Origin of the sequence: Streptomyces wedmorensis (assembly GCF_000716445.1) — a bacterium.
GTDB lineage: Bacteria > Actinomycetota > Actinomycetes > Streptomycetales > Streptomycetaceae > Streptomyces > Streptomyces wedmorensis.
On record NZ_JNWK01000010.1, the window covers coordinates 157142 to 181655 of the forward strand.

Below are 24514 nucleotides of genomic sequence, written 5' to 3' on the forward strand. Positions count from 1 at the left end.
GACCTCCGGAAGGACCTCCATGCCCCGCCCTGCCCTGCGCCTCGCCGTCGAGATCGACGGTGACGGTGCTCATCCCGCCGCGTGGCGCCGTGCCGCGCACTCCCCCGGCGAGCTGCTGAGCCCTCGGCGGCTCGCCCGGGTCGCGGCCGTCGCCGAGAACGCCGGCTTCACCCTGGTCACCCTGGAGGACTCGATCCTGCCGCCGGGTTCCGGCGACGGATCGGGTCCCGTGGGGCGGATCGGCTCGGTGGAGCGGGCCGCGTTCGTGGCCGCCTCGACGAGCGTCCTCGGCGTGGCTCCGGTCCTCGCGACGACGTACGCGGAGCCGTTCCACGTGTCCTCGCAGCTCGCCTCGCTCGACCACGTCTCGGCCGGCCGTGCCGGGTGGGTGGTGGGGGTCGAGGAAGATCCTCGGGCCGCCCGTGCCTGGGGCCGGCCCGTCGTCGAGGGGGCCGACGCACTGGCCCGTGAGACCCACGACGGACTGCGGGTCGTGCGGGATCTGTGGGACTCGTGGGAGGACGACGCGGTGATCCGGTCGGTGGCCACCAGCCGCTATCTGGACCGGTCCCGGCTCCACGCCATCGACTTCGCGGGCGAGACGTACTCCGTGAAGGGCCCGTCGATCGTGCCCCGGCCGCCGCAGGGCCGCCCCGTGGTCCTGGCCCGCCGCGGGCTCGTGCCGGCCGGTCTGGCCGACGTGGCCCTGGTCGGCGGTGCCACCCCGGCCCTGGTCCGCGAGACGGCGGCGTCCTCCGGCGCGCCGCTCGCCTTCGCCGAGATCGAGGTCGCCCTGGACACCCCGCGCGAGACGGCGCGGGAGCGGACAGCCGACCTGGAGCGGTACGCCCCGTGGGGCGAACGCCCGGACCGGCTGCGGTACTCCGGTCCGGCCGACGGCCTGGTGTCGCTCCTCGCGGAGCTCGCCGGTCACGTCGACGGCGTGCGGCTCCATCCGCTCGTCCTCGACGAGGACCTGGCGGTGCTCTCGCGGCTGGTCCTGCCCGGCCTGTTCGCCCGCCGGCTCGCGGCCAGGCCGCTGCCGGGCACGACCCTGCGCACCTCCCTGGGCCTCCCCCGGCCCCTCAGCCGCTTCACGACCGACGGCGCCGCCGTGCCCGCCCCGGAGGAGATCCGATGACCCGCGCCGATCGCGACGACGTCCCCCGCCCCGACGCCCGGCTGCACTTCGGGGTCTTCTTCCAGGGGGTCAACCACTGGACGATCTGGTCGGACCCCGCCAGTGGTTCGCAGATCGATCCGGCGTCCTTCCTGCGGGTCGCGCGGACCGCCGAACGCGGGCTCTTCGACGCCTTCTTCCTCGGGGACGGGCTGCGGCTGCGCGAGTCCGGGGGCGGCATCCACGAACTGGACGTGGCGGGCCGCCCCGACTCGATCACCCAGCTGTCGGCACTGGCGGCCGCGACCGGGCGGATCGGGCTCGTCTCCACCTCCAACACCACCTTCAACGAACCGGGCGACCTCGCCCGGCGGCTCGCCGGGCTCGATCTGCTCTCCGACGGCCGGGCCGGCTGGAACGTGGTGACCACCCACAACGCCTGGACCGGGGAGAACTTCCGGCGCGGCGGCTACCTCGACCACGCCGACCGCTACCGGCGCGCGGAGGAGTTCCTCGCCGCCGCGCGCGCCGTGTGGGACGGCTGGGCCGACGGCGCCGTGGCGGAGTCCGCGGCCGCCCGTTCGTGGTCGGTGCCGGGCGCGGTGGGACGCGTACGGTCGCGGGGAGCGCACGTCGACGTCGACCTCGCGCCGACCCTGCCGCGCAGCGCCCAGGGCCATCCGGTGATCTTCCAGGCGGGTGACTCGGGGGAGGGCAGGGACTTCGCGGCGCGCCACGCGGACGTGATCTTCTCGGCGCACGGCACGGACTTCGACGACGCCCTGGCCTTCGCCGAGGACGTCCGCCGCCGGCTGCGGGCCGCTGGGCGTGCCGAGGACGCGCTGCGCATCCTGCCGGGTACGGAGATCGTCATCGGGGCGACGGAGAAGGAGGCGGAGGAGAAGGCCCGCTGGGTCCGCCACGAACAGGTCACGCCCGCCGTGGCCCTCGGCATCGCGAGCCGGCTGTGGGGCATCGACCTGTCGGACCGGGACGCCGACGGGCCGCTGCCCACCGAGGACCCGGTGGCGGTCCGGGACACCGGGACGTTCGGCACCCGGTGGGTGGAGGACCCGTGGCCGGTGGTGGCCGAATGGCGGGCGAGGGCCGAGGCCAACGGCTGGTCGCTGCGCGAGACCGTCATCGAGCTCGGTCCGCAGCACGGGCACGTCGGGACCCCGGCCGGACTCGCCGAGAAGTTCGCCCGGTTCGCCCGGCACGGCGCCGTCGACGGCTTCAACATCACGCCGTATCTGATCCCGGACGGGCTCGACGACATCGTCGACCTCCTCGTGCCCGAGCTCCAGGAACGGGACGTGTACCGGACCGCGTACACGGGGACGACGCTGCGGGAGCACCTGGAGCTGCCGCCGGTGGCGTGACACGCGGGCGGGGCGCGCACCCTGCCGGTGCGCGCCCGCCCTCCGGGTTCAGCCCAGGGGCAGTTCCAGGAACGACGGCTCGTCGTCGGGCGAGCCGACGGTGGTCTGCGTCCAGGTGACGGAGGCGTCTCCGTACAGGGGGTCCTTGCTGTCGACGACCAGCATCAGGCGGTGGCCGGCGGGGATGTCGTACGCGGCTGCCTGGAGCTCCCAGGTCACGGTGGTGTCCTGCTCGGGCGTCAGGTCGTACGCGCTCAGCGGTTCGTGGGTGACGATCCGGGCGGTGTCGTCCTCGGCGACGTCGAGGAGGTGGGCGATGAGGCTCGCCGAGGTGGCGGTGGAGCGGAACGTCAGGCGCAGGCGCGGGACGCCCCGGATCCTGCGGCCGACCGACCCCTCGCCGTCGGGGGCGGCGAGCGGATCGGTGGTCCATGCCACGGCGTGCCGGCGGTCGATCTTGCGGGTGTCGTAGATCTTGGGGTTTCCGGCCCACTCCGCCTGACCGGTGGTCATGAGCGGCAGGTCCATGGCGGTGGCGTCGGTGTCCACGCCCGCGACGAAGGAGCGTCGCCAGCCGACGGCCTCGGGAGGGGGCGTCCCTTCGCCGCCGGGGACGAGCGCTCCGTCGGCGCCGCCCGCCCCGTCACCGGTGAGGGCGAACGTCTCGACGCGGGTGGTGACCCGGCCCCAGTCGGCGCGGCTCTCGCGGACCGCGGGTTCGACGACGCGGTTCTCGCCGGTCGGTTCGCCCGTCTCGGGATCCAGGACCGGCTCCGTCACGTAGGTGAACATCACCTGGTTGCAGACCTCGTCCCAGTCGTCCACCCCGTTCGCCTCGCCCTTGAGGTGGTGGTCGAGCCAGGCGTACGCCTCCGCCAGGGGCACGTCGACCGTGCCCGGCCGGGTGCCGACGAGGCCCGCGCCCTCGGGGACGGCGTGGTCGCCGATCCAGAGGTTCAGGCGCTTGGGGACCTCCAGGCCCTGGAAGGTCGTCAGGAGCTGGTCGACCGGGAAGAGGCTCTCGTGCCAGGTGTGGGAGAAGAAGGTCGGCGTGCCCTTCTCGTTGGTCTGTTCGAGGTACGACTCGGGAGAGCGCTGCAGGCCCCAGTCGACGACGGCGTCCAGGTTCCGGTTGTTCGCGAAGTCGTCGAGGATCGCCCGGTTGGCCTCGTCGAACTTCTCCTCCACCCGTCCGCCGGTGAAGCCGGTGAGCGCCTCGACGACCACGAGGTGGCGGGTGCCGTGGCCGTAGAGGCTGGTGGCGAGGTTGCCCCAGGTGCTGAGGGCGACGACGGCGGAGACCCGCTCGTCGTGCGCGGCGACGAGCTGGCTGATGCCGGAGCCGTAGGACTCCCCCATGAAGCCGATGGCGCCGGGCGCGAAGCGGTCGCGGGCGAAGTCGATGACGTCGGAGCCGTCGGAGACGTCGTTGGGTCCTGCGACGTCGACGAATCCCTCGGAGGTGGAGGGGAGTCCGGCGTAGCCGAGCCCGCGGGGCGTGTAGGCCAGGACGTGGTATCCCTTGCGCGCCAGGACGGTGTACGCCCAGAGGAAGACCGGCCAGCCGAAGGGCGTCCAGCCGGCCGGGAAGACGACGAGCGGGTGCGGGCCGGGGGCGAGCTGCCGCAGGCTGAAGGCGGAGAGCCGGACGCCGTCGGTGGCCTCGATGCGGTGGTACGCGGGCCGGGCGAGGCCGCGTACCTCCTCGACGTGCGCGGCGAGTTCGGCGGGGAGGAGGTCCTCCGCGCTCGGGTCGAGCAGCGCCGTGGCGAGGGTCTGGCCGAGCCGGGCGGCGTCCGGGTCCACCGTTCCGTCGGCGGCCCAGAGGCCGCTTTCGGCGATCCGGGCGGTCTCGGCGGCGGTGAGCCCCACCGTGACGCCGGGGAACCCGGGGAATCTCTCGGACGAGTCACCGGTGAAGGGGGTGTCCTGGGGCACGTGCACCCGTTCCTCTCGAAGGTCTGCTGACTGTCCGCCGTACGGACGCCCGCAAGCCTCACGCATGGGGAGCAGAGCGACCAGAGCGCATGAACAGCGCACAGATCGCGGAACCGGACGTGAACGACACAAGCCGTCCCGAACTCGATGTTTGGGGGCACCTGTGACGGGCCGGGACCGTCAGCCGGACTCCGGCGCGCGGACGACGAGCACGGCGGCCACGTCGTCGTCGAGGCCGTCGATACCGTAGGCGGCGAGATCGCGGTGCAGGAGGCCTGGCAGTTCGGTGGCCGGTTCCCGGACCCAGCCGCGCATGCGCGTCTCCAGCGGGTAGAAGGTGCCGGTGCGGTCCCGGGTCTCGCTCACGCCGTCGGTGTAGAGGAGCAGCCGGTCCCCCGGGCCGAACGGGACCTCCTCGATCCGGTGGTGGTGCTCGGCGAGTCCCGCGAGGTTGACGGGTACGGAGGGGTCGGCGAAGGCGACCGGCTCGACCTCGGTCCCGTGCTGGAGCAGCGGGGCGGGGTGGCCGCAGCTGAGGAGGAGGGCGACGTCGCGGTCGTCGGGGAGTTCCACCAGGACGACGGTTGCGAAGCGCTCGGCGGCGTCCGAGTCCGGGTCCCAGCCGCCGTAGCGGGCGAGGCCCTCGTCGAGCCGGTCTGCGAGGGCGGCGAGGTCGGGGGCGGCGTTGACGGTGGCGCGGAAGGCGCCGAGCAGGACGGAAGCGGTCTCGACGGCCCCGAGGCCCTTGCCCTGGACGTCGCCGAGCATGACCCGAACGGCGCCCGGAACCCGTACCGCCTCGTAGAAGTCACCGCCGATCCTGGCCTTGGCGGCGGCCGCCAGGTACAGCAGGTGCAGGTCGAAGCGGCCGAGGCGGTCCGGGAGCGGGCGCAGGACGACCCGCTGGACGACCTCCGCCACGGCCGTGACCTCGCGCAGATCCCGTTCGTAGCGCGTACGGACGCTGCTGACCCAGGCCGCGGCGCCGGTGACGGCGGCGACCACGAGCTCGCTGGCGAGCAGGTCGGGTACGACGGCCTCGTCCCGGCTCAGGCTGAGCAGCGCGCGCACCGCCATGGCGAGCAGCCCGATGCCGACCGTCCCGCGCACGCTCCAGGTGACGGCGGCGAGCGCGGGCGCGGCGACGAGGAGGCGTTCGAAGTGCTCCTTGTCGGGGGTCAGGAGGTCGGCGAGGACCGTCATTGCCAGGATCAGGAAGGGCAGGGCGCGACCGAGATTGAACTGGGTGCGCGCCGCCTCGCCGAAGCGACGCCGGTGACCAGCAGCGGGCATCTCACGATCGTACGCAGGCCTGTTCCCCCGAGCCGGGTGACGTCGGCCCCCGGCGTGTCCCCGGCTCCACCCCCGGCCGCTTTCCCCGGCGTCTTCCCGGTCGGCCGCCCGGGGGCGCTCCCTCGCGGTCCCCGGTGCCCGGCAGGGCGAGCGCGGCGGGGACGGCGAGGGCCGCGATCGCGGCCAGGGCCGGGAGGGCGATCCCGCGGGCCGGTACGAATCCTCCCTGCGGGACGAGTGCGAGGAGGAGGGTCGCGGTGGCGACGCCGAGGGCCGGTCCGATGTTCATCACGGTCTGCTGGAGGCCGCCCGCAACTCCGGCATGGGCCTCCGGTGCGTGGTGGACGACGACGGAGGTCGCGGTGACCATCAGCGTGACGAAACCGGCTCCGAGGAGCGCGGAGGCGCATCCGACGGCGCCGGCGCCCGCGGTCGCGTCCAGCCGCGAGAGCAGCAGGACCCCCAGGGTGAGCAGCGCCGCGCCCGCGGTCGCCGTGCGCCGGGGCCCGAAGCGGCGCTTGAGCGCGGGGCAGAGGGGTGCGCCGAGCACCATGAGGACGGCGAGGGGCAGCACGCGCAGCGCGCAGTCCAGGGGGTCGAGCCGCTGCGTGTCCTGGAGGAAGTACGTCGCCACGAAGAGCGATCCGAAGAGGGCCGCCGAGGCGGCGAGGAGCACGGCGAGCCCGGCGACGACGGGGACGCTCCCGAGGAGTTCGGGGGCGAGGAGCGGCCGCGCGGTCCGCCGTTCGTGGCGCGCGAAGGCGGCCCCCGCGGCGCCGCCCGCCAGGCACGCGAGCCCGGCGGTGACGGCCCCGCCGGGACGGGTCGCCTCGACGAGCCCGTGGACGAGCAGTGCCAGGGCCGCGGCGAGCAGCAGGGCGCCGACCGGGTCGAGCGAGGCGAGGCCGCCGGGGGCGCGGCCGGTCCGGCGTTCCGCCCGGTGCGGAAGCTGCGGCGTGCCGGGAGTCGGGAGCGGTACGGGGTGCGGCTCCCGGGTCGTCAGCGCGATGAGGCCGATCGTGAGGGTCGGGGGTACGCCGAGCAGGAAGACCGAGCGCCAGCCGTACGCGGAGACCAGGGCGCCGCCGACGAGCGGCCCGGCCGCGGCGGCGAGGCCGATGGCGGCGGTGCGCACGGCGATCGGGGTCGCGAGCCGCTCGGGCGGGTAGGCGGTGCGCAGCATGCCGAGGGTGGCGGGCTGGAGGAACGCGCCGCACACGCCCTGGAGGACGCGCAGCAGGATCACCGCGCCGATCCCGGGTGCCAGGGCGATGCCGGCCGACGCGGCGGCGAAGCCGAGGGCGCCGAGGGCGAAGACCCGGCGGTGGCCGTACCGGTCGCCGAGGCGTCCCGCGAAGACCAACAGGCCCGCCACGGCCACGAGGTAGCCGGTGCTGGTCCACTGGACCTGGCCGACGTCGGCGTGCAGGTCGCGCTGGAGGACGGGTTGGGCGACCGTGAGGACGGTCCCGTCGAGGGCGACGACGACGGCGCCGACGATGCTGCAGGTGAGGACCGGGGTCCGCGGTCGGTTCACGGCGTCGGCTCCGCGGGGCCGAGGTGGGCGTCGAGGGCCGCCGTGAGGAAGGGCGCCGGGTCGTCGCCGCCGGTGGCGAGCCGGAGGCTGCCCCAGTGCCAGAGCTGGGCGATGCCGTGCAGGTTGGCCCAGAGCGCGCCCGCGACGACGGCGGCGTCGGCGCCGGGCCGGACGCGGGCGACGAGCCCGGTGAGGTGGGCGAAGAGCGGCAGGCTCGTCTCGCGCAGACCCAGGCGGCCGCTCTCCAGGAGGTCGTGCCGGAACATCAGCTCGTACATGCCGCGTCGGGTCGCGGCGTAGTCGAGGTACACGCGGGCGAGGAGCTCGATCCGTGCGCGCGGCCCGGCGGTCTCCCGGTCCTCGGCGGTGACGCGGGCCCCCAGTTCGGCGAAGCCCTGGCGGGCGATGGCCGAGAGGAGGTCGAGATGGGTCGGGAAGTGGCGGCGGGGCGCCCCGTGGGAGACGCCGGCGCGGCGGGCGATCTCGCGCAGCGAGAGGGCCTGGGCTCCTTCGGCGTTCACCAGCTCGACGCCCACGCGGACGAGTCGCCCGCGCAGCCCGTCCTCGGGATCGGCCGTCTCCGGCTCTCCGTGCACACCTGCTTCGTCGTTCATGGGCACTGTCTACCAAGATCGAGTAGACACTGTCTACTCACCCACGCGCCCCGGTCCGTTACACTGGGGCACAGCGAAGGGGAGTAGCCCTGCGAACCGGTCGTCGACACACTGGAACCCCCGGGTTCCCGGTGACCGGGTCCGCGCGTGACGCGGACGGGCGAGACCTTCGGCCAGGCAACAGCCGCGTCCGCGTACCCGTGGGCGCGGTCCGTCATGCCGGGCCGAGTGGTCCTCCCGTCGCCCACCGAGGCGCCGTGCGAAGTCCATGGGCCCGGACCGAGCAGAGAGCCCCGGTATGCACCTCGACCCCTTGGCGATCCTCACCGCCTTCGGGCTGATCTTCCTCGCCGAGCTTCCCGACAAGACGATGTTCGCGTCGCTCGCCATGGGCACGCGCATGCGTCCGCTGTACGTGTGGATCGGCACCTCCACCGCCTTCCTGGCCCACGTCGCCATCGCCGTGGGTGCCGGCAGCCTGCTCGGGCTGCTCCCCGGCTGGTCCGTGAAGCTCGTCTCGGCCCTGATGTTCGGCTTCGGCGCCTTCATGCTGCTGCGCGGCGGGGGCGACGACGAGGACGCCGACGCGGGCGGGCGGACGGTCACCGGCTTCTGGCCCGTCTTCTCCACCGCCTTCATGGCCGTCTTCATCAGCGAGTGGGGCGACCTGACCCAGATCACCACCGCCAACCTCGCCGCCACCAACGGCACCTGGTCGACGGCCATCGGCTCCCTCGCAGCCCTCATGAGCGTCTCCGCCCTCGCCCTCGTGGCCGGCCGCTTCATCGCCAAGCGCGTACCGCTCAAGACCGTCCAGCGCATCGGCGGCGTCTGCATGGCCGCACTCGCCGTCTGGTCCCTCACCGAGGTCTTCACCGGCTGACACCGGCCTCCCCGCCCGTCCGCGCCGCGCATCCCCGCTCCCGTGGGGTGTGCGGCGTTCGACGTCCGACGTCCGTCGCACACCCCACGCGTTCGGCGCCCGACGGACGTCGCGCGACCTCTTGATGAAGCAGTGAATCACTGCTTCACTCCTTCCATGCCCTACCGACGCACCCCCGCCGTCCAAGCCCGACTGGACGCCCAGCGCGCCTCCGTCGTCGAGGCCGCGCTCGGATTGCTGGCCGAGCAGGGGTACGCGGGGTGCACGATGGCGGCGGTCGCGACTCGGGCCGGGATCGCGACGGGGAGCGTGTACCGGCACTTCCCGAGCAAGGCCGAGCTCGCCGTCGAGCTGTTCCGCACCGTCGTGGGCCGGGAGGTCGCGGCCGTCTCGGAGGCGGCCGGGCACCCCGGGCACGGGTCGGCGGCCGAGCGGGTGGTCGCCGTCATCGAGACCTTCGCGCAGCGGGCCCTGAAGTCGCCGCGCCTCGCGTACGCGCTGCTCGCCGAGCCGGTCGATCCGGCGGTCGACGCCGAACGGCTCGTCTTCCGGCGTGCCTTCCGCGATGTGTTCGCCGCCCGTGTCGCGGAAGGCGTACGCACGGGCGAGCTGCCGCCGCAGGACCCGGCCCTCACGGCCTCCGCCCTGGTGGGGGCGGGCGCCGAGGCGCTCGTCGGCCCCTTGGCGGAAGGGGCCGTCGGGCCCGACACCGTACCCGCACTCGTCACTTTCACCCTGCGAGCTCTGGGAGTTCCCGATGCCGACCACGCATGAGGTCACCAACCAGGTACCGCCGCTGACCGGTTACGACGTGTCCGCCGATCCCGCGCTCCTGGAGGCGCTTCGCCGTGAGGGCGCCGGCTGGGCCGAGGCCGAGGTCCGCGACCTCGGGCGCCGGGCGGGCGGCGAGGAGGCACAGGAGTGGGGGCGGCTCGCCGAGCGCCACTCCCCCGTCCTGCACACCCACGACCGGTACGGGCACCGGATCGACGAGGTCGAGTTCCATCCCCACTGGCACGACCTGATGGACGTGGCCGTCCGCAACGGCCTGCACGGCGCGCCTTGGGGCGACGACCGGCCCGGGGCGCACGTGGCGCGCGCGGCGAAGGTGTTCGTGTGGGGGCAGGCCGACGCGGGCCACCTGTGCCCCGTCTCCATGACGTACGCGGCCGTGCCCGCCCTGCGCGCCCAGCCGGACCTCGCCGAGGTGTACGAGCCGCTGCTGACCTCCTCCGCGTACGACTTCGGGCTGCGGGTGCCGACGGAGAAGCGCGGGATCATCGCCGGGATGTCGATGACCGAGAAGCAGGGCGGCTCGGACGTCCGGGCGAACACCACCCGGGCGGTGCCGACGGGCGAGCCCGGTCTGTACGCGCTGACCGGGCACAAGTGGTTCACCTCGGCACCGATGTCGGACGTCTTCCTCACCCTCGCCCAGGCGCCCGGCGGCCTGTCCTGCTTCCTGGTGCCGCGGGTGCTGCCCGACGGCACCCGCAACGCGATCCGGCTCCAGCGCCTCAAGGACAAGCTGGGCAACCGGTCGAACGCCTCCTCCGAGATCGAGTACGAGGGCGCCCTCGGCCGGCTCGTCGGCGAGGAGGGGCGCGGGGTGGCCACCATCATCCGGATGGTCAACATGACGCGGCTCGACTGCGCGATCAGCTCCGCGTCGGGCATGCGCCTCGGGCTCGTCCAGGCCGTGCACCACGCCACGCACCGCGAGGCGTTCGGGGCGCGCCTCGTCGACCAGCCGCTGATGCGCAACGTCCTGGCCGACCTGGCGGTCGAGGCCGAGGCGGCGACGGTCGCGGCCCTGAGGCTCGCCGGGGCCGTCGACCGGGCGGCGCGCGGCGACGCGGAGGAGGAGCAGCTGCGCCGGCTCGGCCTCGCGGTCACCAAGTACTGGGTCTGCAAGCGGGCACCCGCGCACGCGGCCGAGGCCCTGGAATGCCTCGGCGGCAACGGGTACGTCGAGGACTCGGGGCTGCCGAGGCTCTACCGCGAGTCGCCGCTCCCCTCGATCTGGGAGGGCTCGGGCAACGTCGCCGCCCTCGACGTCCTGCGGGCCATGGCCCGTCAGCCGCAGGCCGTCGAGGCCTACTTCGCGGAGGTCGACCGCGGGGCGGGGGCGGACCGGCGCCTGGACGCGGCCGTCGCCGGCCTCCGCAAGGACCTCGCGGGCCTCGGCGACGAGGACTCGGTGGCGTACGGGGCACGCCGGCTCGTCGAGCGCCTCGCCCTCGTCCTCCAGGGCTCCCTGCTGGTGCGCCACGGCCATCCGGCCGTCGCCGACGCCTTCTGCGCCTCACGCCTCGACGGCGACCGAGGTCTCGCCTTCGGCACCCTGCCGCCCGGTGTCGACACGGCCGCGATCATCGCGCGGAGCGGCCCGGACGCCGTGCACGCGGGCTGAGTTCCGCCCCAGGGCGGACGACGAAGCGGTTCCGCCGCCCGCCGGAAGGTGCGGCGGGCGGCGGAACCGCGTTCGGATCGGGGACCGGCGGTGTCAGGAGCCGGTGAGGACGACGAGCTGCCGGGTCGCGCGGGTCATGGCGACGTAGCGGTCGACGGCGCCTGCGACGCCGTCTCCGAAGGCGTCCGGGTCGACGAGGACGACGAGGTCGAACTCGAGGCCCTTCGAGAGCGCCGGGGTCAGGGAGCGGACGCGGGGGGTCTCGCGGAAGGCGGGATGGCCGATGACGCAGGCGATGCCTTCGGCGTGCTCGGCCAGCCAGCCGTCGAGGATCGCGTCCAGCTCGGAGACGGATCCGCGGACGACGGGAAGTCCGCTGCCGCGGACGGACGTCGGCACGTTGGCGTCGGGGATCGCGGCCCGGATGACCGGCTCCGCCTCGGCCATGACCTCCTCCGGCGTGCGGTAGTTGATGCTGAGCGAGGCCACGTCGATCCGGTCGAACCCGTTGCGCTCCAGCCGTTCCCGCCACGACTCCGTGAACCCGTGCCGGGTCTGGGCGCGGTCCCCGACGACGGTGAAGCTGCGGGACGGGCAGCGCAGGAGCAGCATCTGCCACTCGGCGTCGGTCAGTTCCTGGGCCTCGTCGACGACGATGTGCGCGAACGGGCCGGCGAGGGGTTCCGGGTCGGCGACGGGCAGCGCGGCGTCGTCGATCAGGCTGTCCTTCAGGTCCTGTCCGCGCAGCATCGTCACGGCGCCCTCGCCGTCGTCGTCGGCCGCGAGCACGTTGTCGATGACGTCGGCCATGCGGGCCCGCTCGGCGTCGACGGAGGCCTGGTGGCGGCGCTTGCGCGCGGACGCCTCCGGGTCGCCGAGCCGCTGCCGGGCCGCGTCCAGGAGCGGCAGGTCGGACACCGTCCAGGCCTGCGGGTCGGTGCGCCGGAGCCTGCGCACCTCGTCGGGGCCGAGCCAGGGGGCGCACAGGCGCAGATAGGCGGGGACGCTCCACAGGTCGCCGACGAGGTCGGCCGCTTCGAGCAGCGGCCAGGCCCGGTCGAGGGTCCCGGTCAGCTCCCGGTCCAGGAGCAGCGACTTCCGGAACAGCTCGGGCGCCACGTCCGCGTCGTTCTTGTCCGTGAGGATCGCGAGCAGCTCCTCCAGGATCTGGTCGCGCGCCTCGTTGTGCGGGGTGCCGGGCTCGACCGCCCGGAACGCCTCGGCCCAGTCGTCGGCGCTCAGCCACACGTCGGACCAGGCCGTGGTGACCGTCATGCCCTCGGTGGGGGGCTCCTCGTAGAACCGAACGGCCGTCTCGATCGCCGCGACCATGTCGACGGTGGACTTCAGGCGGGCCACCTCCGGGTCGGTCTCGACCGAGGCCCGCGCGCCCTCGGCGACGAGGTCGCGCACGGTGCAGGTCTGTACGCCCTCTTCGCCGAGACTGGGAAGGACGTCGGCGACGTAGTTCAGGTACGGCTGGTGGGGGCCGACGAACAGCACGCCGCCGCGCCGGTGACCGAGGCGGGGATCGGAGTACAGGAGGTACGCGGTGCGGTGCAGGGCGACGACGGTCTTGCCGGTGCCCGGGCCGCCGTCGACGACGAGCGCGCCGCGGGATCCGGCCCGGACGATGGCGTCCTGGTCGGACTGGATGGTGGAGAGCACGTCGCGCATGCGGGCCGACCTGTTGCCGCCGAGGCTCGCGATGAAGGCGGACTGGTCGTCGAGCGCGGCGTGGCGCTCGAGGCCGTCGACGGTGAACACCTCGTCCCAGTAGTCGCTGATCCGGCCACGGGTCCAGCGGTACCTGCGGCGGCTCTCCAGGCCCATGGGCCGGGCGTGGGTGGCGGCGAAGAACGGTTCGGCCGCGGGGGAACGCCAGTCGACGAGGAGCCGGCGCCCCTCGCTGTCGGTGAGGCCGAGGCGGCCGATGTACAAGGGTTCGGCGCCGTCCGCGCCGACGACGCGACCGAGGCACAGGTCGAGGCCGAACCGGCGCAGCGCGCGCAGGCGGCCGGTCAGCCGGTGGATCTCCAGGTCCCGCTCCATCGCCGCCTGGCCGGCGCCGCCGGGCGCCCGGCGCTCGGCGTCGAGGCGGTCGGACAGTTCGCCGATGGCCTGCTCCAGGCTCTCGGCGATGGCCGCGAAGTGCTTCTCGTCGCCGGCGATCAGCGCCGGGTCCGCCTTCGCGGCAAGGCTGTCGGACAGGTCGAAGGCGCTGGTGGTCTGAAGGTGCATGTCTCCCGTTTCCGCAGGTCCTGGCTTCGAGGGGAGATTGTGCGGCACCCCGGGGGCCTTGCCGCAAGCCCCCCTGTGCGCTATACGTTGAGAGTGGCGGAGGATGTGTCGTCTCCTCGCGCCGGTGCGGGCCTTGACGACGACCGGTCCTCACCTCTCTCCCCGAGGCCACGCGTGCGTGTCATGTCCGTTGACTCCGCGTTCTCGCGGCGAGCCCGACTCCGGGGTGGCAGGCTGGTGGAACACGCGTCCCATGGCCACGGCTTCGGCCGTTTCGAGAGGGAGTCCCCGTTGGGCAGCGAGGCGATCCACGACGAACTGGACCGGCGGGCGGCCGAGGTCGCGGACCGGGTGGTGGCCTGGCGGCGCCATCTGCACCGGCATCCGGAGCTGTCCAACCGGGAGGTGAACACGGCCCGGTTGGTGGCGGAGCACCTGCGAGCGCTGGGCCTCGACGAGGTCAGGACCGGCATCGCGGGCCACGGGGTCGTGGGGGTGCTGCGCGGTGCGGCGGCGGGCGAGCGGGTCGTGGCCCTCCGGGCGGACATGGACGCGCTGCCGGTGAGGGACCTGTGCGGCACGGACTTCGCGTCCGAGGTGGTGGACGCCGACTACCCGGGCGGCCCGTTCCCGGTGTCGCACGCCTGCGGGCACGACTGCCACACCGCGATGCTGCTGGGAGCGGCGATGGTTCTGGCGGGTGCGCGCGACCGGCTGCCGGGGACCGTCCTGTTCGTCTTCCAACCCGCCGAGGAGGGTCCTCCGGTGACCGAGGAGGGCGGTGCGCGGGCGATGGTCGAGGCGGGCGCCTTCGCCGCTCCGGTGCCGACGATGGCGTTCGGTCTGCACGTGACGCCGCACCCGAAGGGGTACGTGGGGTACCGGATCGGCAACCAGTACGGCGCTTCCGCGCTGGTCAGGATCGTCGTCACCGGCAAGCAGACGCACGGTTCGACGCCGTGGCAGGGGATCGACCCGATGCCTGCGGTGGGGGCGATCCTGACGGGCATCGGTCAGGTGTACCGGCAGGTCTCGGCGTTCGACGCGGTCACCGTGTCCATCGGGCACGTGGAGGACGTCGGCCGCTTCAACATCATCGGCGAGACGGTGACCCTGTGGGGCACGGTCCGCTGCGCCGTGGAGTCGGACATGGCCGAGGTCCGCCGCCGCCTCACGACCCTGGCCGAGCACTCGGCGGCCGCCTACGGGGCGACGGCCTCCGTCGAGTACCTCCAGCCCGTTCCCCCGGTGCACAACAGCGGTCCGTGGGTGGCCGCGGCCCTGCCCACCTTCCGCCGGGTGGTGGGCGAGGAGCGCGTGGTGGAGACCGGCGGGACCCTCGGGTACGACGACGTCTCCGAGTTCGTGAGCCGGTTCGGCGGCCTCTACGTGATGCTCGGCGTCCAGGACGCGGCCCTGGACGCTTCGGGGCGGCCCGTGCCGCTGCCGGGCGGGCGCGGGCTCGTCACCAACCACAACCCGCACTTCTACGCGGACGACGACACCCTCGTCACCGGCGTCCGGCTCCACGCGCATGTGGCCTACGACCATCTGACGGGGAATCTGGTGGCTTCCGCGCCGTCCTAGGAGGTGAGGGCCGCACCCCGCCGGGGGCGCGGCCCTCGACACGAGGTGCCTAGGCGGTCCAGCCGCCGTACGGCACGGTGATGAGCTCCATGGCGTGGCCCGCCGGGTCCATGAAGTAGACGCCGCGGCCGCCGTCGTTGTGGTTGATCGCGCCGGGCTGCTTCCGGTGGGGGTCGGCGTAGTGCTCGATGCCGCGCTGCCTGATCTTCGCGTACGCCGCGTCGAACTCCTCTTCGGAGACCAGGAACGCGTAGTGCTGCGGGGTGATCCGGTCCGCGGGGATGGTGGCGAAGTCCAGCGTGACGCCGTTGTTCAGGGCCACCGCGATGAACGGGCCCCACTCCGAGGTGATCTCGAGGCCCAGCAGGTCCACGAAGAACTCCGCGGACTCCCGGTTGTCCCGGGCGTGGACGATGGTGTGGTTCAGATCGACTGACAAGGAATGCCTCCGAGGGCATCTCCCGACACCTCCATGCCTCACCCAGTCGGTGACCGACACGCGATGTCGCCGTCAACCCTAGTCGCCGCGGGCACCCCCGCACCACCGGTTCAGGCCGGGGCGGCCGTGCCGACCGCCGCCACGAAGGCCCTGAGCAGGTCGGAGTCAGCGGTGGCGGTCGGCCAGGCCAGGCCGTACGCGAGGGGCGGGGCGTCACGCAGCGGGACGTAGGCGATGCCGGGGCGCGGGTGGTAGGCGGCGCCGCGTGCGGCGCCGGGGGTGACTCCCCGGCCCGCCGACACGTGGGAGAGGACCTCCTGCCAGGTGGCGGCCGCCGGGCCCCGGCCGACGGGTGCGCCGGACGGGGTGCTGCGGGGGTAGTGGTGGTCGGTCCAGTAGTCCGGGGCGGTGCCCTCGGGGGCGATCAGGTCCAGGCCGGCGAGGTCCTCAAGGGTCAGGGAGGCGCGGCGGGCCAGCGGGTGGGCGGCGGGCAGGAGCAGCACGCGCTCGTCGGTGGTGACGACGGGGCCGGTGGTGAGGTCCGGCTCGCGGACGGGGAAGGCCACGCACTGGACGTCCAGCGTGCCGTCCTTGAGGGGGCGGACGCCCTCGTCCAGCTGGACCTCCCGCACGGTGATCTCGCAGGCGGGGTGGAGCGCGAGGAGGGTGTCGGCGGCGGCCGTGAGCAGCTCGCCGCCCCACGGGGTCCCGAAGCCGGCACGCAGCCTGCCGTGGAGTCCGCGGGCGGTGGCGGTGGCGCGTTCCAGCGCGGTGCGGAGCTGCCGGTAGGCGGGGAGGAGGTCCTCGTACAGGGTCCGGCCGACGGGGGTGAGGTCGACGCTGCGGCTGGTGCGGGTGAAGAGAGGGGTGCCGACGCGTCGTTCCAGCTTCTTGACGGTCTGGCTGACGCGGCCGGTGGAGAGGCCGAGGCGTTCGGCGGTTCGCCCGAAGTGGAGCTCTTCGGCGAGCGTCAGGAACGCCTCCAGTTCGTACCGTTCGAGCATCGTCCCTCCACTGATCGTTGAGTGTGGCTAAACGCCGGTTCGATGATCGCACCTTGTTCGGCGGGGGGTGGCGGCGGGAGCCTGGAGCGGTCCGCCTCCCCCGTACGGAAGAGAGTCCGTGGAGCCGAGTCCCCTCGCCTCGCCCGCACCCGCCCGACCGCTGAACGTGCCGCTGTTCGCGCTGGCGGGCGCCGTCACCGTCGCCAACCTCTACTTCCCGCAGCCGCTGCTGGCCGCCGTCGCGCGCGGCCTGGAGGTCTCGCAGCGGACGGCGGGGCTGATCGCCCCGGCCGCCCAGGTCGGGTACGCGCTCGGCCTCCTGCTGCTGGTCCCCCTGGCCGACACCGCGCGGCTGCGGCGCCTCACCTCCGTGCTGCTCGCCCTGACCAGTGCCGCCCTGCTCGTCGCCGCGGCGGCGCCCGACGTGGTCACCCTCGCCGTCGCGACGCTCGCGCTCTCCACCACGACGGTCCTCCCGCAGGTCCTCACCCCGGTGGCGGCGGTGCTGGCCGGTCCGCGGCGACGGGGCCGGGTCGTGGGCCTGATCGGTCTCGGCCTGACGCTCGGCTCGACGCTCTCCCGCACGGTCTCGGGTGCCGTGGCCGACGCCAGCGGCAGCTGGCGGGCGGCCTATGTCGTCGCCGCGGCGGCGACGGCGGCCCTGCTTCTCGTGCTGCCGCGCCGGCTGCCCGAGCGGCTGGGGTCGCGGAGCGGTGCGTCGTACGCCGGGCTTCTGGCCGGACTGCCCCGGCTCCTCGTCACCCATCGGGAGCTGCGGGTCTCGGCCGCGCTCGGAGTGTGCGCCTTCGCCGCGTTCAGCGTCTTCTGGGCCGTCCTCGCCTTCCATCTGGCGGCACCTCCGCTCGGTTACGGGCCGGGGGTGGCCGGTCTCTTCGGGCTGCTGACGCTCCCCGCGGCGCTCCTCTCGGCGACGGCGGGACCGCTCGCCGACCGTTACGGGCCGGGGGCGGTCAACGCCGGCGGTCTCGTCTGCGCGGGGCTGGGGCTCGGGGTGGCGGCCCTCGCTCCCGTCTCCCCCGTGGCGCTGGCGGCCGGGGCGAATCTGCTGGTGGTAGGGGTCAGCTCGTCCCAGGTGGCCGCGCAAGCCGGGATCTTCGCGATCGGGCAGGCGGTGGCGGCCCGGGTCAACACGGTCTTCATGCTGGCCACCTTCGGTGGTGGCGCGCTCGGCTCCCTGGTCGGCTCCTGGTTGTACGCGGTCCACGGCTGGACGGCCGCGCTGCTCGCCGCCGGGGCGTGCGTCGCCGCCGGGCTCCTGACGGTCGCCGTGTCGGCCCGAGCGGCGGCCCCGAGTTGCGTCCCGCACGCCAACCGGGAGGCTGGAGTCATCCGTCCGCACGCCTCGCCGGAGAGAACCCCGCAGGGAGAGACATGACGCTTGACCTCACCGCGCTCGCCGACGAGCACCTGGCCGCGGCGCGTACGGCTCCACACGGGCGCAGCGCCCATCTGGTGATGCACGACGGGGTGCTCCGGCAGACCGTCATCGCCCTGACGTCCGGCACGTCCCTCGACGAGCACAACGCGCCGCCCGCGGCGAGCCTCCAGGTGCTGCGCGGCCGCGTGGACCTGACGGCCGCCGGCTGGACGGAGGCGCTGTCGGCGGGCACGCTGCGCATGATCCCGAAGGAGCGGCACGGCTTGACCGCCCTGGAGGACTCGGTGGTACTCCTGACGGCCGTGAACGACTGACGGCCTTCGACGACCGACGTACGCGACGAGCTCCTCGTACCGACCGGATGGCCGACCGGTGCGAGGGGCTCGCCGCGTCTCACCGCGCGGCGGTCACCAGGACCAGCGGCACGCCGCCACAGGGCACCAGACGGAGGCCGCCGGCGTGGTGTTCGGCCTGCGGCCCGTCGAGGACGGCGGCGAAGTCCGGTCCCTTGGTGAGGGATCCGGCGAGGTGGGCCGGGTCGGTGGAGGCGGCGACCCGGCCCCGGGCGTTGACCAGCCGGGCCGGGACGGGGAGGCGCAGGAGTGCGGGCAGGACGGCTGTCTCGAAGTGGCGCAGGTACACGTCCGCGGCGGCCACGCCCACGAACCGGCCGGCGAGCGCGACGGGCGCGGAGAGGGTCAGGCCGTACTCGTCCGAGCAGAGGTAGTCGACGTACGGTCCGGCGACGGCCCGCCGGCCGGTCTCGCGCGGCAGGGTGTACCAGTCCCAGTGGGTGTAGTCGGAGTATGCGGAGTGCTCCGGGTCCAGGTCGAGGAGGAGCGGGCGTACGGCTCCGCCGGGTCCGCGCTGCCACCATTCGAGGCAGCCCGGGACGTCGGCGAGGAGGCCGGGCGCGGCGACGAAGCCCACGCCGGAGACGAGCGGGAGGGCGGCGAGGCGGGCGCGCAGACCGGGGCGCAGGGCCGCCAGGTCGGCGGCGACGGGCGCGCGGTCCGCCTCCGACACGTCCGCGAGGAGTGCGCTCGTGTCGGCGCCGGTCTCGGCGACGGCGGTGAAGACCTGTTCGAGCGTGTCCCGGACCCGGCGCACGACCTCGGCGACGGGGCCCGCGTCCGGCGCGGCGGCCCCGTCGTGCGCGTGCCCGGCTGTCATGGGTACGGCCTTGCCGGTGCCGGGGTGTGCGGCCGGTGTCTGGGCGACGACGGCCCTGGCGGGCCCGGCCGTCCCGTTCCCGCCGCGCGTGGTGTCAGTGGTGGCCCCTGCGGGCCCCGCGAGCCCGGTGCTCCTGGCCATGCGTGTCCTCCTCGGACCGAGGCTCGGCTGCGCGGCCGGGGGTGGCGAGGCGCAGCGCGATCAGCCGCTCCACCGACTCCCGTACGCATGTCTCGGCGAGCGTTCTGGCCCGCTCGTCGGCCTCATCCTGCACGGCGGAGATCACGGCGCGGTGACGATCCGACAGAACGGCGAGATGCGAGGGGTCGTCGAGGACGAGACAGAGCAGGGCGCCCAGGTCCGTCTGGAGGGCGATCTCCTCGCGGGTGAGGCGCGCGGACTGCGCGGCGGCGGCGAGTTCGACGTGGAAGCGGCCGTAGAGCCTGCCGCGGGTGGCCGGGTCGGTGGCGGCGGTCAGCTCGTCGACCGTACGGGTGAGGGGGCGGAGGTCGCCGGGCTGGGTGCGGCGGGCCGCGAGCAGGGCGGCGGTGCCGGAGACGGCGGCCCAGTGGTCGCCGAGGTCGCGCAGCTCCTCGGTGGACCAGTCGGCGAGGCGGGCGCGCAGCCGGTCCTCGGGAGGGCTGTCGGGCAGGGTGACGAAGCTGCCGCCGCCGCGCCCGCGGCGGGTGGTGACGAGCCCCTGCTGCCGCAGGGCCATGAGCGCTTCGCGCAGGGTCACGGTGGAGACGCCGAGCTGTCCGGCGAGTTCGGTCTCGCCCGGCAGCTGCTCCCCGTCGGCGAGGAGCCCGAGTTCGATGGCGTCGGCGATGCGGCGGACGACGGTGTCCACGCGCGCGCGGGTGTCGACGGGGGTGAAGGCGGCCTTGCGGGCGGTACCCGCCCCGGGCGCGCGGTCTCCGCCGTCCGGCCTGCCGTTCGGTCTCACGGTTAACCACCTCGCGCGTCGAGCTTGAGCGTTGACTCAGCCTTTACCTTAAAGGGGTCTTGAGATTTGAACTATGACTTCATATGTTTACGGCCACGCCCGAGCAACGCTCCACCGCACCAGAAAGGTTCCCGCCCATGGAGGGAATGGCGATCCGGCTGACGGGACTGCGCAAGGCCTACGGCCGGACCGAGGCCGTGGCAGGTGTGGACCTGGAGATAGCCGACGGCGAGTTCTTCTCGATGCTCGGCCCGTCCGGCTCCGGGAAGACGACCGTGCTCCGGATGATCGCCGGCTTCGAGACCCCCAGCGGGGGCACCGTCGAGCTGGCCGGCCGGGACGTCACCCGCCTCGCGCCCTTCGAGCGGGACGTGCACACCGTCTTCCAGGACTACGCGCTCTTCCCGCACATGACGGTCGAACAGAACGTCGCCTACGGCCTCAAGGTGCGCGGAGTGCCCCGCGCCGAGCGCCTCGTACGGGCCCGCGCCTTCCTCACCCGGGTCGGGCTCGACGGACTCGGCAGGCGACGGCCCGCCGAACTCTCCGGCGGCCAGCGCCAGCGCGTCGCCCTGGCCCGTGCGCTCGTCGGCCGCCCCCGGGTGCTGCTGCTCGACGAACCGCTCGGCGCGCTCGACCTCAAGCTCCGCGAGCGGATGCAGGTCGAGCTCAAGGAGATCCAGCGCGAGGTCGGCATCACCTTCGTGTTCGTCACCCACGACCAGGAGGAGGCCCTGACCATGAGCGACCGGATCGCGGTCTTCCACCAGGGCCGGATCGAGCAGGTCGGCACCCCCGCCGAGATCTACGAACGCCCCGGGAGCCCGTTCGTCGCCGGTTTCGTCGGCACCTCCAACCTGCTCAGCGGTGACACCGCCCGACAGGTGGTCGGGACACCGGGCACGTACAGCATCCGGCCGGAGAAGATCCGGATCGTCCGCGACCCCGCCGCACCCGCCGCGTCCGGCCTGGCCACCGCCGCCGGCACGGTCGCGGAGGTCGTCTACCTCGGCGACTCGACCCGCTTCCTGGTCGACCTCGACACCGGCGGCCGGCTCACCGCCGTCCAGCAGAACCTGGAGACCTCCTCGGCCGACCTCGCGGGCTTCCGCGGCGCCCGCGTCGCCCTCCGCTGGCACCCGAGCCACGCCGTACGCGTCCCCGAGACGACGTAGCCGCACCCCCTTCTCCCGGGCCCCACGCAAGCCGACACCCCCCTCCCCAGGACCCCGTCCCCTCACACAACGGAGAACCACGTGCGCCCGCACCACTCCCTCCTGACCGCAGCCGCCGTCTCGGGGCTGCTCCTCGTCACCGCCTGCGGATCGGCGGACCCGGCCGGTTCCGGCAGGCCGGGCGGCCTCAACACGCCGGACCTGAAGGCGCCCACGGCACTCGGCGAGGCCGAGGGCGAGGTCAACCTCATCGCCTGGGCCGGGTACGTCGAGGACGGCTCCAACGACCCCAAGACCGACTGGGTCACCGCCTTCGAGAAGCAGACCGGCTGTCAGGTGAACGCCAAGACCGCCGCGACCTCCGACGAGATGGTCTCGCTGATGAAGACCGGCGCGTACGACGCCGTCTCCGCGTCCGGCGACGCCTCGCTGCGGCTCATCGCCTCGGGCGACGCGGCTCCCGTGAACACCGCGCTCGTACCGAACTACGCCGACGTCTTCGCCGGGCTCAAGAACAAGGACTGGAACTCCGTCAAGGGCGTCGCCTACGGCATCCCGCACGGCCGCGGCGCCAACCTCCTCATGTACGACACGGAGAAGGTCAAGCCCGCCCCCGACTCCTGGTCCGCCGTCTTCGACGAGGCCTCGGCGCACTCCGGGAAGGTCACGGCCTACGACTCCCCCATCTACCTCGCGGACGCCGCCCTGTACCTCAAGGCCACCAAGCCGGAGCTGGGCATCCAGAACCCGTACGCGCTCGACCAGAAGCAGTTCGACGCCTCGGTCTCCCTGCTCAAGGAGCAGAACAAGCACATCGGCGAGTACTGGAGCGACTACCTCAAGGAGATCTCCGCCTTCAAGAGCGGCGACTCCGTCGTCGGCACCAGCTGGCAGGTCATCGCCAACCTCGCCGAAGCCGAGGGTGCGAAGACCGCGGCGGTGCTGCCGAAGGAGGGCTCCACCGGCTGGTCCGACACCTGGATGGTCTCGGCCAAGGCGAAACACCCCACCTGCGCCTACAAGTGGCTGGACTGGATCGTGTCCCCGAAGACCAACGCCCAGGTCGCCGAGTACTTCGGCGAGGCGCCGGCCAACGCGAAGTCCTGCGCCGAGACCGCCGACAAGAACCACTGCGCCACCTTCCACGCCACCGACGAGGCCTACTGGAAGCAGGTGCACTTCTGGACCACGCCGATCGAGCAGTGCCTCGACGGACGCACGGACGCGCGCTGCGTGCCGTACGCGAAGTGGGTCCAGGCCTGGAACGAGATCAAGGGCTGATCCGGGCGCCATGACCACGCTCTCCCCCTCCCCGCAGGCCGCCGGTACCGGTGGCGCCGCCGGGCCGGACCGGCCTCCCGGTCCCGCCCGGCGGCTCGCCGGGCTCCTGCACCGCCGCCCGCGGCTGCGGCTCGCGGCCCTGCTCACGGCACCGCTGCTCTGGCTGGTCCTCGCCTACCTCGGGTCCCTCGCGGCGCTGTTCCTCTCCGCCTTCTGGACGACCGACAGCTTCACGTCCGAGGTCGTACGGATCTGGTCCTCGCGGAACTTCGAGGAACTGGTCGGCTCCCCCGTCTACCGGACGGTCGCGCTGCGCACCGTCGGCGTCGCCCTCGCGGTGACCGGTCTGTGCGCCCTGATCGCCTTCCCGCTCGCGTTCTACACGGCGCGGGTGGCCCCTCCACGACGCCGGCCGCTGTTCGTGGTCGCCCTGCTGATGCCGCTGTGGGCGGGCTATCTCGTCAAGGTGTACGCGTGGCGGCTGATCCTGTCGGAGGGCGGACCGCTGGACTGGGCGCTGAGGCCGTTCGGCCTGAGCGGTCCGGGGTACGGGCTCACGGCCACGGTGCTCGTCCTGACGTACCTCTGGCTGCCGTACATGGCCCTGCCGATCCACACCGCGCTCGTCCAGCTCCCCGACAGCCTGCTGCACGCCTCGGCCGACCTCGGCGCGCGAGCGGGCCGCACCTTCGTCTCCGTCGTCCTGCCGATGGTGTGGCCCGCGGTGGCCGCCGGGTCCGTCTTCACCTTCTCGCTGAGCCTCGGCGACTACATCACGGTGCAGATCGTCGGCGGCAAGACCCAGCTGATCGGCAACCTCGTCTACTCCAACGTCACCCTCAACCTGCCGCTGGCCGCCGCGCTCGGCACCGTGCCGGTCGCCGTCATCGTGGTGTACCTGCTCGCGGTGCGGCGCTCCGGCGCGCTGCGCAGCCTGTGACCGGCCGGAAGGACCGCGACCGATGAACCTCTCCCGTCCCGCGCGGATCGCGCTGCGCACCGCGGCCGGCCTCGGCTTCGCGGCGATCTACCTGCCGCTGCTGCTCGTGCTGCTCGGCTCACTCAACCCCGACCGCTCGGCGAGCTGGCCGCCGCCGGGGCTCACCCTCGACTGGTGGGCGGCGGCCTGGGACAACGAAGGGGCCCGCGCGGCCCTGTGGACGTCGGTGAAGGCGGGCCTCGCGGCGACTGCGGTGGCGCTGGTGCTCGGCACCCTCATCGCGTTCGCCGTGCAGCGCCACTCGTTCTTCGGGCGCGAGGCCGTCTCGTTCGCGGTGGTGCTGCCGATCGCGCTGCCCGGCATCGTCACGGGCATCGCCCTCAACTCGGCCTTCGGCACGGTCCTCGAACCCCTCGGCGTGGGCCTCGGGATGTTCACCGTGGTGGTCGGCCACGCGACCTTCTGCATCGTGGTCGTCTTCAACAACGTGGTGGCCCGGCTGCGCAGACTCCCCGGCTCGTACGAGGAGGCCGCCATGGACCTCGGCGCGCACACCTTCCGCACCTTCCGGGACGTCACGTTCCCGCTGCTGCGGTCGGCGCTCCTCGCGGGAGGTCTGCTGGCGTTCGCCCTCTCCTTCGACGAGATCGTGGTGACCACGTTCACCGCGGGGCCCGGGGTGCAGACCCTGCCCGTGTGGATCTTCAACAACATGACCCGCCCTCAGCAGGCCCCGGTGGTGAGCGTGGTCGCCGCGGCGCTCGTCCTGCTGTCGGTGGTGCCGATCTACGCGGCACAGCGGCTCTCCTCGGACACGACGGGCGGCGCTCGGGTCTGACGGTCCGGCACCGGCGGCGAAGCCCCGCTCACCGCACCCCGCCGGTCCGCTGCGCGCCATCGCCGCCTCGCGGCTACCTTTACGAAATGCGTAGCTTGTGGGGTTTTCGGGGGTGGCGCGGACCGGCCGCCACGGGGAGCGGGCGCGGGTTCCGTACGGGGAGCGGGCGCGGGTTCGCCACGGGGAGCAGGCGCGTGTGGTGAGGCCCCTCCGCTTCGACGTGCGCTCGCTCGCCCGGCGGGCGGCGGCGGCCCCGACGGGCGCGGCGGCGAGCTGGACTTCGCCCCGGTCGAGGGACCGGACCTGCGGCT

21 protein-coding genes are annotated in these 24514 nt (G+C 73.7%); 12 read left to right on the plus strand and 9 right to left on the minus strand.

Annotated elements, in window-relative coordinates; translation table 11 throughout:
• Positions 1-19: 19 nt before the first annotated feature.
• Together OO54_RS11260 and OO54_RS11265 are read left to right on the plus strand one after the other, a co-directional pair.
• Complete coding sequence (locus tag OO54_RS11260) at positions 20-1141, plus strand: LLM class flavin-dependent oxidoreductase (RefSeq protein ID WP_033202720.1); 1122 nt, start codon at positions 20-22, stop codon at positions 1139-1141.
• Complete coding sequence (locus OO54_RS11265) at positions 1138-2502, plus strand: NtaA/DmoA family FMN-dependent monooxygenase (protein ID WP_033202721.1); 1365 nt, start codon at positions 1138-1140, stop codon at positions 2500-2502. Before OO54_RS11260 ends, OO54_RS11265 begins: the two co-directional genes overlap by 4 nt.
• Positions 2503-2550: 48 nt before the next feature.
• Here the strand turns inward: OO54_RS11265 and OO54_RS11270 are convergent, their stop codons facing one another.
• The 4 genes from OO54_RS11270 to OO54_RS11285 form a co-directional block, all read right to left on the minus strand.
• On the minus strand, positions 2551-4440 hold the full coding sequence (locus OO54_RS11270) for an alpha/beta fold hydrolase (protein ID WP_234439259.1): 1890 nt from the start codon (positions 4438-4440) through the stop codon (positions 2551-2553).
• A 180-nt stretch (positions 4441-4620) separates the two neighbouring features.
• Positions 4621-5733 carry a PP2C family protein-serine/threonine phosphatase gene (locus tag OO54_RS11275; protein ID WP_033202722.1) on the minus strand — a complete coding sequence of 371 codons (1113 nt, stop codon included), beginning with the start codon at positions 5731-5733 and terminating at the stop codon, positions 4621-4623.
• Between the two features lies 1 nt (position 5734).
• Positions 5735-7270 (minus strand): MFS transporter, encoded by a 1536-nt coding sequence (locus OO54_RS11280; protein ID WP_033202723.1) that lies wholly within the window; start codon positions 7268-7270, stop codon positions 5735-5737.
• Positions 7267-7884: a TetR/AcrR family transcriptional regulator gene (locus OO54_RS11285; RefSeq protein WP_051786856.1), complete on the minus strand. Its 618-nt coding sequence runs from the start codon at positions 7882-7884 to the stop codon at positions 7267-7269. Before OO54_RS11285 ends, OO54_RS11280 begins: the two co-directional genes overlap by 4 nt.
• A gap of 298 nt (positions 7885-8182) precedes the next feature.
• Here OO54_RS11285 and OO54_RS11290 point away from each other — a divergent pair, with 298 nt between their 5' ends.
• From OO54_RS11290 to OO54_RS11300, 3 genes are all read left to right on the plus strand, one after another.
• Positions 8183-8767 carry a TMEM165/GDT1 family protein gene (locus tag OO54_RS11290; protein ID WP_017237345.1) on the plus strand — a complete coding sequence of 195 codons (585 nt, stop codon included), beginning with the start codon at positions 8183-8185 and terminating at the stop codon, positions 8765-8767.
• A gap of 156 nt (positions 8768-8923) precedes the next feature.
• Entirely contained in the window at positions 8924-9541 is a 618-nt protein-coding gene (locus OO54_RS11295) for a TetR/AcrR family transcriptional regulator (RefSeq protein WP_017237344.1), read from the plus strand.
• A complete protein-coding gene (locus OO54_RS11300; RefSeq protein WP_033202725.1) occupies positions 9525-11180 on the plus strand; it encodes an acyl-CoA dehydrogenase family protein in 1656 nt (551 codons plus the stop codon). Before OO54_RS11295 ends, OO54_RS11300 begins: the two co-directional genes overlap by 17 nt.
• Before the next feature lie 93 nt (positions 11181-11273).
• On the opposite strand, the gene helR is transcribed toward OO54_RS11300, so the two are convergent.
• Positions 11274-13421 (minus strand): RNA polymerase recycling motor ATPase HelR, encoded by a 2148-nt coding sequence (helR, locus tag OO54_RS11305; RefSeq protein WP_033202726.1) that lies wholly within the window; start codon positions 13419-13421, stop codon positions 11274-11276.
• A gap of 291 nt (positions 13422-13712) precedes the next feature.
• Here helR and OO54_RS11310 point away from each other — a divergent pair, with 291 nt between their 5' ends.
• Positions 13713-15008 (plus strand): M20 metallopeptidase family protein, encoded by a 1296-nt coding sequence (locus OO54_RS11310; RefSeq protein WP_033202727.1) that lies wholly within the window; start codon positions 13713-13715, stop codon positions 15006-15008.
• Positions 15009-15057: 49 nt separating this feature from the next.
• On the opposite strand, the gene OO54_RS11315 is transcribed toward OO54_RS11310, so the two are convergent.
• Together OO54_RS11315 and OO54_RS11320 are read right to left on the minus strand one after the other, a co-directional pair.
• Positions 15058-15447: a VOC family protein gene (locus OO54_RS11315; protein ID WP_033202728.1), complete on the minus strand. Its 390-nt coding sequence runs from the start codon at positions 15445-15447 to the stop codon at positions 15058-15060.
• 110 nt (positions 15448-15557) lie between these two features.
• A complete protein-coding gene (locus tag OO54_RS11320) occupies positions 15558-16451 on the minus strand; it encodes a LysR family transcriptional regulator (RefSeq protein ID WP_033202729.1) in 894 nt (297 codons plus the stop codon).
• Between the two features lie 118 nt (positions 16452-16569).
• Here OO54_RS11320 and OO54_RS11325 point away from each other — a divergent pair, with 118 nt between their 5' ends.
• Positions 16570-17847: an MFS transporter gene (locus OO54_RS11325; protein ID WP_033202730.1), complete on the plus strand. Its 1278-nt coding sequence runs from the start codon at positions 16570-16572 to the stop codon at positions 17845-17847.
• Positions 17844-18164, plus strand: a complete 321-nt coding sequence (locus tag OO54_RS11330) for a cupin domain-containing protein (protein ID WP_017237337.1) — start codon at positions 17844-17846, stop codon at positions 18162-18164. Before OO54_RS11325 ends, OO54_RS11330 begins: the two co-directional genes overlap by 4 nt.
• Positions 18165-18243: 79 nt before the next feature.
• On the opposite strand, the gene OO54_RS11335 is transcribed toward OO54_RS11330, so the two are convergent.
• Positions 18244-19023, minus strand: coding sequence for a cache domain-containing protein (locus OO54_RS11335; RefSeq protein WP_033202773.1), 780 nt, complete (start codon positions 19021-19023; stop codon positions 18244-18246).
• A gap of 94 nt (positions 19024-19117) precedes the next feature.
• Complete coding sequence (locus OO54_RS11340; RefSeq protein WP_033202731.1) at positions 19118-19969, minus strand: FadR/GntR family transcriptional regulator; 852 nt, start codon at positions 19967-19969, stop codon at positions 19118-19120.
• Positions 19970-20106: 137 nt separating this feature from the next.
• Here OO54_RS11340 and OO54_RS11345 point away from each other — a divergent pair, with 137 nt between their 5' ends.
• The 4 genes from OO54_RS11345 (at position 20107) to OO54_RS11360 (ending at position 24203) form a co-directional block, all read left to right on the plus strand.
• On the plus strand, positions 20107-21144 hold the full coding sequence (locus tag OO54_RS11345) for an ABC transporter ATP-binding protein (RefSeq protein ID WP_033202732.1): 1038 nt from the start codon (positions 20107-20109) through the stop codon (positions 21142-21144).
• An 81-nt stretch (positions 21145-21225) separates the two neighbouring features.
• Complete coding sequence (locus OO54_RS11350) at positions 21226-22425, plus strand: ABC transporter substrate-binding protein (protein ID WP_033202733.1); 1200 nt, start codon at positions 21226-21228, stop codon at positions 22423-22425.
• 10 nt (positions 22426-22435) lie between these two features.
• Positions 22436-23365: an ABC transporter permease gene (locus tag OO54_RS11355; protein WP_234439260.1), complete on the plus strand. Its 930-nt coding sequence runs from the start codon at positions 22436-22438 to the stop codon at positions 23363-23365.
• A gap of 22 nt (positions 23366-23387) precedes the next feature.
• Positions 23388-24203, plus strand: a complete 816-nt coding sequence (locus tag OO54_RS11360) for an ABC transporter permease (RefSeq protein ID WP_033202734.1) — start codon at positions 23388-23390, stop codon at positions 24201-24203.
• Positions 24204-24514: the final 311 nt, after the last annotated feature.